The sequence below is a fragment of the Mesorhizobium sp. M0227 genome (assembly GCF_040321855.1).
In the GTDB taxonomy this organism is placed as follows: Bacteria; Pseudomonadota; Alphaproteobacteria; order Rhizobiales; family Rhizobiaceae; genus Mesorhizobium.
Genome location: NZ_JAMYSJ010000030.1, coordinates 26,854 through 38,333, shown reverse-complemented (window position 1 = coordinate 38,333; position 11,480 = coordinate 26,854). Strand labels below are relative to the sequence as shown.

The following is an 11,480-nucleotide window of genomic DNA, read 5'->3' as shown; positions in this document are numbered from 1 at the left end:
TTCAGGCGGCGGAGAGGACCAAGACATGCCGGGGCAACACCCGCACAGAGCGGGACGGGCCGTTTCCGGCGGCCATGACGATTCGGGGATTGCTGGCTCCGCCCTGGAAGGCGGGAGCCTGTCCTGGTGCGCCCGCGCGTCGACATTCCTTGCCACCGCCGCGCTCGCGGTCCCCTTGACAGGCGCCGTCGCGCATGCCGAAACCGCTGCTGCCAGCGTGGCTGGACTGTCGCTGAGCGCCATCGAGGTCATGCAGCTTGCCGTGTTCGTCGGTGTGACGGGTGCCGCACTGATATCGGCCATCGTTCTGATCCGCGAAAGAGCCCGCACCTCGGCGGAGAATGTCGAACTCAGGAGCCGCCTGGCCGACATCAACGCGGCGCTCCGTCGCTCCGAGGCGCTGCTCAATCTGCGCGACCAGCGCGTCGTCGTCTGGGCCGCGGAAAACAAGAAGCCCGAGCTCATCGGCACATTGCCCGTCGAAAGCGGCGCTCCCGAGGATAGGGCCGCTTTTCTTGCTTTCGGCCGCTGGCTGATGCCGCGTTCGGCGGCGGCACTCGAACATGCCGTCGCGGGATTGCGCGAAAGGGCCAAACCCTTCGACCTCGTCATCGAATCGCAGGCCGGCGCGCCGCTCGAAGTGCATGGCCGCAAGAGTGCCGCGCATGTGCTCGTGCGTTTCGTCTCGCTCTCGGAGACGCAGCGCAGCCAGGCCAGGCTGAAGATCGAGAACCAGCGGCTGGCCGCCGACCACGACACGATGATCGGCCTGCTCGACGCGATGAACATGCCGGCATGGCTCCGCGGCGAGGATGGCGGGCTGAAGTGGGTCAACCGCGCCTATGCCGATGCCGTCGAAGCCGAAAATGCCGAAGCCGCGGTTCGGGAGAAAAAGGAGTTCCTCGGCGGTCAGGCGCGCGATGCTATTGCCGCCCAGCACAAGACGCATCCGGTTTTCGAGCAGTCGCTGTCCACCGTGATCGAAGGTGACCGCCGTGTGTTCGCGGTCACCGATTTCGCCGGCAGCGATGGCTCGGCCGGCCTTGCCTGCGACACCAGTGCCATTGAGGCCGTTCGCGGCGAATACGAACGGACGGTGCGAAGCCACGCCGACACGCTCGACCAGCTCAACACGGCGGTCGCCATTTTCGACATCGACGAGAAGCTGCGGTTCTTCAATCAGGCCTTCCAGAAGCTTTGGGGGCTGGACGCCGGCTTCCTGCACAGCGCACCCGACAATGCCTTGCTGCTCGACCGGCTGCGCAGCGAAGGCAAGATCGCCGAACAGCCTGAATGGCGCCGCTGGAAGGAAGGCCTGCTCGGCGCCTATCGCGCCGTCGAATCCCAGGAACATTGGTGGCATCTGCCGGATGGCAAGACCATTCGCGTCGTCGCCAATCCGCAGCCCAAGGGCGGCGTGACCTGGGTGTTCGAGAACCTGACCGAGAAGATGGACCTCGAAAGCCGCTACCAGACAGCGGTGCGGGTTCAGGGCGAGACGCTCGACAATCTTGCCGAAGGCGTGGCGGTGTTCGGACCCGACGGCAGGCTCCGGCTGTCGAATCCTGCCTTTGCCACTCTCTGGGGATTGAGCGGTGAAGCGGCCAAGCCCAGCGTCCATGTGTCGGCGATACGTGACCTCTGCGACCGGCAGGCCGCGGACAGCCCCTGGCCCAGCTTCGTTGCCGCCATCACCGGCTTTGACGACGAGCGCCGCGACCGCCACGGACAGACCGAGCTCAACAACGGCAATGTGCTGAGTTACGCCATGATCCCGCTGCCCAACGGGCAGGTGATGATGACCTTCGTCGACGTTACCGACAGCGTCCATGTCGAGCGGGCGCTGAAGGACAAGAACGAGGCGCTGCAAAAGTCCGACCAGCTCAAGAACGAATTCGTCCAGCACGTCTCCTATGAACTGCGCTCGCCGCTGACCAACATCATCGGCTTCACCGAACTCCTGTCGCAGCCCACGACCGGTCCGCTGACGCAGAAGCAGCGCGAATATGTCGAGCATGTCAGCTCGTCCTCCTCGGTCCTGCTCACCATCGTCAACGACATCCTCGACCTGGCGACGGTGGACGCCGGCATCATGCAGCTCGACATCTCCGAAGTGCAGGTCGATCGCACCATCGCCGCTGCGGCCGAGCTGGTGGCCGACCGGCTGGAAGAGCATTCGATCAGTCTCCAGGTCGACGCCGTCGCGGCGCCGAAGACATTTCACGGCGATGAGGTCCGCGTCCGCCAGATCCTCTACAATCTGCTCAGCAACGCAGCCAATTACGCCCCGGAAGCCAGCATCATCCGGCTCACTTGCCGCCATCTGGCGGACGGGGTGGAATTCTCGGTTCATGACGACGGCCCCGGCATGCCGCCGGATGTGCTTGATTCGGTGTTCCGCCGTTTCGAGCCGCGCGCCAATGGCGGCCGCCGGCGCGGCGCCGGCCTCGGCTTGTCGATCGTCAAGAGCTTCGTCGAGCTGCATGGCGGCAGCGTTCGCATCGAAACCGGCAAGGACAAGGGCACGACCGTCATCTGCACCTTTCCAGACATGCCGGGCATCCGCGCCGCGGCCGAGTAGCGCGTTCGATGACCGGACTGGTGCTGGAGCGATTACTCGCCGACGAGACCCACACAGCGCGGCTGGGCGAAGATTTGGCGCTGTCGCTGCGCTCGGGCGACGTGCTCGCCCTCAAGGGCGATCTGGGCGCCGGCAAGTCGACGCTGGCGCGGGCCTTGATCAGGACCCTGGCCGACGATGCCGGCCTCGACGTTCCGAGTCCGACCTTCACATTGGTGCAGAGCTACGACACCCGCATTCCGGTCCATCATTTCGATCTCTACCGCCTGTCCTCGGCGGACGAGCTCGATGAACTTGGTTTCGACGAAGCCCTGGCGCAGGGTGCTGCTTTGGTCGAATGGCCGGAACGGGCGGAAGCCCATCTGCCGAAAACCACGATCCTGATCGAGCTCGTCCAGCATGGCGACGGCCGGCTGGCGCGATTGTCGGGGCAGGGAACTGCCTTCGATCGGGCGGCACGGTCGCTGGCCATGCGCGACTTTCTCGTGAACGCAGGCTGGGGGGAAGCGCAACGCCGCCATTTCATTGGCGATGCCTCGGCCCGCTCCTATGAGATCGTTTCGCTGCCGGACCAGAAGCCGCGAGTGCTGATGAATTCGCCACGGCTGGTGCTCGGCCCCCCGGTGCGCGATGGCAGGCCCTATGCCGAGATCGCTCATACCGCCCAGTCGGTCTCCGCCTTCGTCGCCATCGACCGCGCCTTGAGGGCCGGCGGCGTCAGTGTCCCGGAAATCCATGCCGAAGACCAGGAACAGGGATTCCTGCTGCTCGAACATCTTGGTTCCGAAGGGTTCCTCGGCAGCGATGGCCAGCCGGTCGCCGAGCGCTGCGCGGCGGCGGCCGAGCTGCTGGCCATGATGCATGGCAGAAATTGGCCGCGGCGCCTGGAAACGGGACACGGCGGCTTCCACGACGTGCCACCCTTCGACCGCGATGCGATGATGATCGAAGCCGACCTGCTGGTCGACTGGTACGTGCCTGCAATCTCCGGCGCCCCGGCAAGCGATGCCTTGCGCGCCGGTTACCACAAGGAATGGAACGCGCTCCTCGACCGGCTGCAAGGCCGCGAGGTCACGCTGATGCTGCGCGATTTCCATTCACCCAACATCATCTGGCGCGGTGATCGTTCCGGCCATGACCGGCTGGGCATCGTCGATTTCCAGGATGCGCTGATCGGCCCGTCCGCCTATGACGTCGCTTCGCTTGCCATGGACGCTCGTGTTACGATGTCGCCCGAGCTCGAGAGAGCGGCGCTCGATGCCTATGTCGCGGCGCGCCACGCAGCCGGTGCTTTCGACGAAGCAAGCTTCCTGGAATCCTACGCCATCATGGCGGCGCAGCGAAATTCCAAGATCCTCGGCATCTTCGTCCGTCTCGAAAAACGCGACGGCAAGCCCTACTATCTGAAGCACCTGCCGCGCATCCGCGATTATCTGCGCCGGGCCTTGTCTCATCCGGCGCTGGCAAGCCTGCGCGAGTTCTACGACGCCCACGGTTTGCTGGAGGAGCGAGCGCTGTGACAGCAGGACCGGACACCGCCATCGTACTTGCCGCCGGCCTTGGCAAACGCATGCGGCCGATCACCGACACCATTCCCAAGCCGCTGGTCAGGATTGCCGGCAAGACGTTGCTCGACTGGAGCCTGGACAGCCTGGCCGCCGCCGGCGTCGGCAAGGCGGTCGTCAACGTTCACTACTTTCCCGAACAGATCGTCGCCCATGTCACTGCCCGCCGCGCGCCAAACATCGTCATTTCCGACGAGAGCGAACAACTGCTCGATTCCGCCGGCGGCATCGTCAAGGCGTTGCGGGAACTGGGCGATCAGCCCTTCTACATCCTCAACGCCGACACCTTCTGGATCGATGACGGTCCGCTCAATCTCCAGCGCCTCGCCCTTGCATGGGACGCGGCGAAAATGGATATTCTGCTGATGCTGGCGGATCTCCAACAGGCGACCGGACACTGCGGCAGCACCGATTTCCTGGTGGCGCCGGATGGCGGCTTACGGCGTTCGAAAGGCGACCCGGCGGGGCTGATCTATGCCGGGGCGGCGATCGTCCATCCGCGCCTGTTCGAGGGTGCACCGGCCGGGCCGCACTCGCTCAACGCCTATTTCGATTCCGCCATCGCGGCCGGCCGCCTGTTCGGCATGCCGATGCATGGCCACTGGATCACCGTCGGCACGCCCGATGCCGTACCGCTCGCGGAAGCGGCGGTCGCCGGTGCGCTCATCGAGTCGCAATGAGCGGCTCCAGCCGCGTTTTCTCGATCCCGCCCGGAGCGCCGTTTCTGCCGACGCTTGCCGAGGCGCTGCTTGCCGGCCGTCTTGTCCCGGGGTTTCGATTTGACGGCGACCCGCTCGCTTTGGCCGATGTCACCATCTATGTGCCGACACGCCGTGCTGCGCGCGCTCTGCGGGGTGTCTTCGTCGACAGCCTGGCGGCACGCGGCGGCGGCGGCTCGGCGATCCTGCCGGTCATCCGGCCACTGGGCGAGTTCGACGAGGATGAGGCCGCATTCGAGACGGAGGCATCGGCGGCCATCGATCTCGCGCCGCCGATTTCGGCAACCGAACGCCTGTTGCTGCTGACGCCGCTGGTTCGGGCCTGGAAACGCCGGCTGCCGGCGCATGTCGCCGCCCTTTTCGCCGAGGAGATCGTCATCCCGGCTTCCACCGCCGACGCAATCTGGCTGGCGCGCGATCTCGCCCGGCTGATGGACGAGATCGAGACGGAAGGCACCGACTGGGCCAAGCTCACAGATCTGGTGACCGGCAATCTTGCCGGATGGTGGCAGGTGACGCTCGAATTCCTCGGCATCGTCACCGAAGCCTGGCCGAAATTCCTCGCGGAAAGCGACCGCTCCAATCCGGCCGCGCATCGCAGTGCGCTGATCCGCGCCGAGGCGGCGCGGCTGCTGCGCAATCCGCCCGCCGGCCCCGTTATCGCCGCGGGCTCGACCGGCTCGATACCCGCCACGGCCGAACTGCTTGCCGCAATCGCCGGCCTGCCCGGCGGCGCCATCGTGCTGCCCGGCCTCGACCGTACGCTGGACGAAGCGTCGTTCCAGGCAATCGCCGCGCCAGGCGCGCGTCCAGCCGTGCTCGGCCACCCGCAATATGGCCTGGCCAGATTGATCGCCAAGGTCGGCGGGCTGCGCGGTGACGTCGACGAGCTCGGCGTGGCCGAGCCGCGTCTGGCGCTCCGCGCCGCTCTTGTCGGCGAAGCGCTGCGGCCGGCCGAGACCACCGAACTCTGGGCCGAGACACGTGCGGGCTTCCCGGCCTCCGATATGGCCGGCGCCTTCGCCGGGGTGACCTTGCTCGAAGCTGCAAGCGAACGTGATGAAGCCGTCGCCATCGCCGTCGCGCTCAAGCGCGCGGTTGAACAGCCCGGCCAAAGGGCGGCTCTCGTCACCGGCGACCGCGCGCTGGCGCGGCGCGTCTCGATCGAGCTCCAGCGCTTCGGCGTCGCCGCCGACGATTCCGGTGGCACGCCGCTCGCCAACACCCCCGCGGCCAGCCTGCTCAGGCTGGTGCTCGAGGCATTATTCAGGCCAGGCGATCCGGTCGGCCTGCTGTCGCTGCTCAAGCATCCGCTGCTTGGCCTTGGCCTCGAACGGGCCGATGTGCGCCACGCGGCGGAACTGGTCGAGCTGGTGGCGCTGCGCGGCGGCACCGGCCGCCCCGACATCGTTTCGCTGCCGGAACTGTTTGAGGCCCGCCTCACCGGCCTGGGCGGCGGCAGCCGGCAGCCCTTCTGGTTTTCCCGGCTGACCGTGCGCTCCATCGAAACCGCCCGGAATTTGCTTGAACGTCTCAAGCAGGCGCTGGCGCCGCTCGCAGCCTTCCGCGGCCGGGACGATGCCGACCTTGCCGCGCTTGTCAGGGCCAGTGTCGCCATCCTCGAAAATCTCGGCCGCACCGTCGATGGCGGCCTTGCCGAACTCTATGCCGGTGACGCCGGCGAGAAGCTTGCCGAACTGCTGCGCGGGCTGGTCGCGGCTTCGGCTTCGCTATCCTTCACGGCGACCGAGTGGCCCGATATCATGGCGGCGCTGATCGCGCCTGAAACGGTCAAGCCGGCACACGGCACCGACCGGAACATCGCCATCTGGGGCGCGCTGGAAGCGCGCTTGCAGACTGTCGATACGCTGGTCATCGGCGGGCTCAACGAGGGCGTGTGGCCGCGCAAGCCAGAGAGCGACCGCTTCATGTCGCGGCTGATGAAGACCGGCATCGACCTCGAACCGCCGGAACGGCGCATCGGCCTTGCCGCGCATGATTTCCAGATGGCCATGGGGGCTGGGAAGGTCGTGCTGTCCCGCTCGGCGCGTGCCGGCGACGCACCCGCCGTGCCATCACGCTGGCTGCAGCGGCTGTTGACCTTCATCGGCAACGATCAGGCAGCAGAGTTGCGCCGGCGTGGCGACGAACTGCTCGCCTGGGCGCGCGCGCTGGATACAGGCCCAAGGCAGGATTTCGCGCCACGGCCGCAGCCGAAGCCGCCCTTGTCGGTGCGCCCGACGCATTTCTCGGTCACCGAGATCGAGACCCTGCGCCGTGACCCCTACGCCGTCTATGCAAGACGCATCCTCGGCCTGATGCCGCTCGATCCGGTCATTCGCGATCCTGGTGCGGCCGAGCGCGGCACGCTGTTTCACGCCATCCTGCACCTGTTCTCAGGCAGCGTCGCCGATCCGCGCGCCCCCGATGCGCTTGCCGGCCTTATCGCCGCCGGCCGCGTCTGTTTCGTCGAAGCCGACCTTCCGGCGGATGTCGAGGCCGTGTGGTGGCCACGTTTCGAGAAACTCGCCGCAAACATCATCGAGTGGGAGCGCACGCGCGCCGATGCAGTGACAAGGCGCCATGCCGAGGAGCGCGCCGGAAAGACCGTCGTCGGCCAATCCGGCGTGACTCTGTCCGGCTACGCCGACCGCGTTGACCTTTTGGCCGGCGGCATGGCCGACATACTGGATTACAAGACGGGGTCCTCGCCGTCCAAGGCGCAGGCGCACACACTGCTTGCGCCGCAACTGGCGTTGGAGGGCGCGCTGCTCAGGCGCGGCGCCTTCAAGGATTTGGGCGCGCGCGAGCCCTCTCAACTGGCCTTCATCAGGCTGAAGCCGAATGGCGAGGTGTTCGAGGAATCCATCCTCGAACACAATCGCCAGCCGCGGACCGCGACCGACCTTGCCGAAGAGGCCTGGGCGCGGCTGGAAAAGCTGTTGATCCACTATGCCGATCCTGCGACGGGTTATCTGTCGCGCGCGCTGCCGTTCCGCGAAGGCGAGACCGATGGCGACTACGACCATCTTGCCCGCGTGCTCGAATGGTCGGCAGGCGGCGATGCCGGTGACGAGGGAGGGGAGGCATGAAAAAGGCCTATCCGATCCCCAGCGACACCGCGACCAGCCAGGCCCGCGCCGCCGATCCCGGCAATTCCGCCTGGGTGTCGGCGAATGCCGGATCCGGCAAGACCCATGTGCTGGCCCAGCGCGTCATCCGGCTGCTGCTGCGCGGCACCGATCCGTCGAAGATCCTGTGCCTGACCTATACGCGTGCCGCCGCCGCCAACATGTCGAACCGGGTGTTCTCGACGCTGTCGGAGTGGACGACGCTTGGTGACGCGGACCTTGCGGCAAAGGTCGAGGCGCTGGAGGGCCGCCGGCCCGATCTCGAGACCATGCGCCGGGCGCGGCGCCTGTTCGCCGAGGCGCTGGAAACACCCGGTGGGCTGAAGATCCAGACCATCCATGCCTTCTGCGAATCGGTGCTGCACCAGTTCCCGCTGGAAGCCAATATCCCGGCCCATTTCGAGATGCTCGACGGCCAGATGGAGGCCTCGCTGTTTGCCGCGGCTCGCCGCGAGATGATTTCGGGCACATCCGCCGGTGACAAGAATCTGGCTGAGGCTTTTGCCGCCATTCTCGATCGGGGCGGCGAAGCCGGGCTAGACGCCTTGCTGGGTGAGATCGTGCGCAAGCGCGACGGCTTGCGCAATTTCATCGACGCCGTCGGGCGTGACGGCACGCGCTTCCAGGCCCTGTTCGACGAATTCCATTTCCATCCAGGCCAGACGGCCGAGGGCATAGCCGCTTCGGTATGGCCGTTGCCGGGTTTCCTGCCCGACTATTTTGCCGGCTTCGCCCACGCAGCCGGGGCCACCGACGCCAGATCGGTGCTGAACAACATCCTGCCCTATGCGCGGCAGGCTTTCGCCGAGGGCGATCCCATTCGGCGCCTGCAACTGCTCGCGCGAGCCTTCCTCAAGACCGATGGCGACGCCTACGACCCGGCAAAGGCCTTCAAGAAGGCCCTGGTCGACCGGCTGCCGGATCTGGCGGAGCGCTATCTCTCGGCCGCCAACGCCATCGTCGAAACCACCGACCGGCTGGCCCTGTTCCGGATGCTGGAGGGTACAAGAGCGGCGCTGACCATCGCCGACTGGCTGATCGCCCGCTACGAAATGCTGAAGCGCAGCCGCGGCTTTCTCGATTTCAACGACCTGATCACCCGCACCGTCAACCTGCTGGCGCGACCAGACGCCGGCCCCTGGGTGCAGTACAAGCTCGACCAGGGCATCGACCATATCCTGCTCGATGAAGCGCAGGACACCAGTCCGGACCAATGGGAAGTGGTGAAACGGCTGGCGGAAGAATTCTTTGCCGGCTTGGGCGCGCGCGACAGGGTCCATCGCACGGTCTTCGCCGTCGGCGACGAGAAGCAGTCGATCTATTCGTTCCAGGGGGCTGCCCCGGACTCCTTCGCCGACAGCCGGCTGTTGTTCGCCGGACGAGTGCGTGACGCCGAGGCGTCCTTTGCCGACCTCAAGCTGACCTGGTCGTTCCGCTCGACCGACGATGTTCTGACCGCGGTCGACCGCGTCTTTGCCGACGCGAGCGTGCGGCGCGGCATCAGCCATGATCCCGATCCGCTGCGCCACCAGGCGATCCGCACCGACGCACCGGGCTATGTCGAGGTGTGGCCGTCAGTCGGCGCCGATGTCGTCGATGAGCCCGACGACTGGACGCAAGCCATCGACCATGCGCACGCGCCGGCGGTGCGCGTGGCCGAGAACGTCGCCGCCACCATAGCCGGCTGGATCGGCACCGGTGAGATCATCGAGGGTCGCGGCAAGCGGCTGCGGCCGGGCGATGTGCTTGTGCTGGTGCGCAAACGCGATCGCTTCGTCCATGCGCTGACCCGCGCACTCAAACGCCGCGACATTCCGGTCGCCGGCGCCGACCGGCTGAGCCTGCCCGGGCACATCGCGGTCAAGGACCTGATTGCGCTCGGTCACCTCCTCATCCAGCCGCAGGACGACCTGTCGCTCGCCGCGGTGCTGCGCAGCCCGATCTTCGATCTGCCGGAAGAGACGCTTTTCACGCTCGCCGCGCAGAGGCCGGCTGGCCTGTCGTTGATCGCATCGCTGCGCCAGCACGCCGGCGAAAGCGAGAGAATGGCGAAGATCGTCGCTCAGGTCGACATCTGGACGAACGAGGCCGCCTTCAAACCGGTGTTCGAGTTTTACGCTTGCCTGCTGGCGCGCGATGGCGTGCGCCGCAAGATGATCGCGCGGCTTGGGCCCGAAGCCGGCGACATTCTCGACGAGTTCCTGAGCTTCTGCCTTGCCGAGGAGCGAACCGGCCTGCCGGGGCTGGAAGCCTTCCTGTCGACGCTGGAAAACGCCGGTCCCGAGATCAAGCGGGAGATGGACCAGACCCGCGACGAGGTCCGGGTCATGACCGTGCACGCTGCCAAGGGGCTGGAAGCGCCGGTCGTGTTCCTGGTCGATGGCGGTTCCGCCCCGTTCAGCGACCAGCATTTGCCGCGCCTGATGCCCTTCGACGGCTCCGGCGCGAATTGGGACGGCAAGGGCTATCTCTGGCGCTCGGCCAGCGACGTCGCCAACGGCTTTTCCAAAGCAGCGGCAGCGCGGGCACGGGAACTCGCCGACGACGAATACCGCCGGCTGCTCTATGTCGGCATGACCCGTGCCGAGGACCGGCTGATCGTCTGCGGCTATCACGGCAAGCGGGCGCCGAACGCCGGCACCTGGCACTCGATCGTCAGCCGCGCGCTGATCGGCGCGCCGGAAAGCGAACAGCGTGCGCATCCCGCCGGCGGCGAGCCGGTGCATCGTTTCCATGTCACCAAGCTGCCGCCGGTCGCCCAGGCTTCCAGCGAGCAGGCGCGGCGGACGGATGCTTTCGGACCTTTGCCGGCGACTTTGTTCCGGCCCTTGCCGCCCTTCGAGGATCTGCCGCGTCCGCTGTCGCCATCCGGTGCCTCGGCGCTGATAGACGAAGGCAAGGAAGCTGTGGTCGACAAGACGTCTCCGGTGCTGGACGCCGATGCCGAGCCGGGCTTTGCGGTGCTGCGCGGGCTTGCCCTGCACAAACTGCTGCAGATGCTGCCCGGCATTGCCGAGCCCGAACGCACGGGCGCGGCGCGGCGCTATCTCGCAAGAACGGGCGCGGACTGGCCGCCGTCAGAGCGCGAAAAAGCCCTGGCGTCGGTCACATCAATCCTTGCCGACGTCGGCTTCGGTCAGTTGTTTGCGCCATCGTCGCGTGCCGAAGTCGCGATCATGGGCAGCCTGGAGGTCAAGGGCAAGAAGCGCTCGATTTCCGGCAAGATCGACCGGTTGGCGGTGACATCGGACAGTGTGTCGATCGTCGACTACAAGACCAATCGGCCGGCGCCCGGCTCTCTGGCCGAGGTTACGCCGGCCTATGTCCTGCAGCTCGCGCTCTATCGCGCCTTGCTGCAACCGCTCTATCCCGGCCGCACGGTCAAGGCGGCCTTGCTGTTCACCGAGGCGCCACGGCTGATCGAACTGCCGGCCAGCGCCATGGACGACGCTCTTGCTCGACTCACGCGAGCGTGACACAACAC

Annotated in this window: 5 protein-coding genes; all 5 read left to right on the top strand. The window is 66.6% G+C overall.

The window, feature by feature from the left end; genetic code table 11:
* Positions 1-25 precede the first annotated feature (25 nt).
* From NKJ00_RS27500 to addA, 5 genes are read left to right on the top strand one after another with little or no spacing between them, the layout of a single operon-like run.
* Complete coding sequence (locus tag NKJ00_RS27500; RefSeq protein ID WP_352631994.1) at positions 26-2,581, top strand: sensor histidine kinase; 2,556 nt, start codon at positions 26-28, stop codon at positions 2,579-2,581.
* Positions 2,582-2,589: 8 nt separating this feature from the next.
* The gene (gene tsaE / locus NKJ00_RS27495) at positions 2,590-4,101 is read left to right on the top strand and encodes a tRNA (adenosine(37)-N6)-threonylcarbamoyltransferase complex ATPase subunit type 1 TsaE (protein WP_352631992.1); all 1,512 of its coding nucleotides are present in this window, start codon (positions 2,590-2,592) and stop codon (positions 4,099-4,101) included.
* A complete protein-coding gene (locus NKJ00_RS27490; protein WP_023810626.1) occupies positions 4,098-4,826 on the top strand; it encodes a nucleotidyltransferase family protein in 729 nt (242 codons plus the stop codon). The genes tsaE and NKJ00_RS27490 overlap by 4 nt, the downstream gene beginning before the upstream one ends.
* Complete coding sequence (addB, locus tag NKJ00_RS27485; protein ID WP_352631990.1) at positions 4,823-7,957, top strand: double-strand break repair protein AddB; 3,135 nt, start codon at positions 4,823-4,825, stop codon at positions 7,955-7,957. Before NKJ00_RS27490 ends, addB begins: the two co-directional genes overlap by 4 nt.
* The gene (gene addA, locus NKJ00_RS27480; RefSeq protein WP_352631988.1) at positions 7,954-11,472 is read left to right on the top strand and encodes a double-strand break repair helicase AddA; all 3,519 of its coding nucleotides are present in this window, start codon (positions 7,954-7,956) and stop codon (positions 11,470-11,472) included. The genes addB and addA overlap by 4 nt, the downstream gene beginning before the upstream one ends.
* The last annotated feature ends 8 nt before the right edge of the window (positions 11,473-11,480 follow it).